General features: G+C 45.3%; 1 protein-coding gene. It reads right to left on the bottom strand.

The annotated features are described in order from the left end of the window. Positions 1–268 precede the first annotated feature (268 nt). Complete coding sequence (locus AEA42_RS11260; protein ID WP_055647766.1) at positions 269–1,285, bottom strand: IS110 family transposase; 1,017 nt, start codon at positions 1,283–1,285, stop codon at positions 269–271. Between the last annotated feature and the right edge of the window lie 54 nt (positions 1,286–1,339).

Here is a 1,339-nt window from a genome sequence, read left to right as displayed (position 1 = left end):
CATATATGGACCCATCCGGTTTGCAAGACATTCGATAACGATTTTGAGAAGAGTTCATTGCACCCATATATCCGGCCTGTTATTGAGGGATCCCTCTGGCCCTGATGGATATCTGCTTCTACAGTCCTTATCATCCCTGCGGCTTCGTAATGAGCCTATGCCCGACTAAGGTTTTTAGTAGATCAGTCTGACTGTCTCATCATCAAATCAAGTGTCTTAGCAACTTGCTGGTTGGTTAATTATTCACGTTTATTGAATCTATTCAGTACTATACTGGAAGCCGATACTCTTCCTCACGCGCCGCGATAACCCATGCCATTCTCGCGAGTTTATTGGCGACGGCCACACAGGCTCGATTAAAACCTCGGCGCTCTGCTAACTGTATTGCCCAGCAGCTAAATTTATCCTGTTTATGACAACTGTGCTGCAACACCGCTCTGGCGCCGTGAATAAACAGGGTACGTAAATACGCATTTCCCCGCTTGCTTATCCCAAGGAGGTTATCTTTACCTCCGCTGCTGTGTTGCTTGGGAACCAAGCCACACCAAGCTGAAAAGTGTCTACCATTACTGAAGTCTTTACCCTCTCCAGCAGCCGCATAAAAGGCCGTAGCGGTGACGGGACCAATACCTGGGATAGTCTCTAAACGCTGGCAAATCACATTGTTTTTCGTTTCAGTGAGTACTTGGGTATCACAATCCTTAAGCCGTCTTTCTATATCTGTAAACTCTTCATATAACTGATAAAAAATTGTTCGACCTTTGGTAGTCAGCGCATTGGTTTCGTTAGTCAAAATCTCAGGAAACTGTACTTTAAAAGCCGATTTACTTTTGGCTATCACGATGCCGTATTCAGCTAACATACCTCGCACTTGGTTGATTAAGGCTGTTGATTGCTTAGTTAATCGTTCGCGCATTCGGTGGAGCAGTTGCACATCTTGCTGCTCGACGCTTTTGGGTTTTACAAACCGCATGTTGGGTCGCTGCGCAGCCTCCGCGATGGCTAAAGCATCATTGTAGTCATTTTTGTTACCTTGCCGAAAAGGCACGACAAATTGAGGAGCAATTAACTTGACGCTGTGGCCCAACAGCTCAAATTCTCTGGTCCAGTAATTTGCGCCACTACAGGCTTCCATCACAATCAGACAAGGCTCAATTTTCGCGATAAAGGGAAGCAAGTCTTTGCGTCTAAGCATTTTCTTTTTAATTAACTTGCCTGCTTTATCGACGCCAACAGCATGAAAAACAGACTTTGCGATATCTAAACCGATTGTAGTAATCTTCATAGGTGGACCCGTCCTCTTTCTGATGAGTTTTAGCGACTACATCGTGGCCCATTG

The organism is Shewanella sp. Sh95 (assembly GCF_001308045.1).
Lineage (GTDB): Bacteria > Pseudomonadota > Gammaproteobacteria > Enterobacterales > Shewanellaceae > Shewanella > Shewanella xiamenensis.
The sequence above is the reverse complement of the archived record's forward strand: the minus strand, read 5'-3'. Positions and strand labels throughout refer to the sequence as shown.

Bases quoted from the DNA above. Each gene is read 5' to 3' on its own strand.
- AEA42_RS11260 (WP_055647766.1), bottom strand. From the start codon at position 1,285: ATGAAGATTACTACAATCGGTTTAGATATCGCAAAGTCTGTTTTTCAT.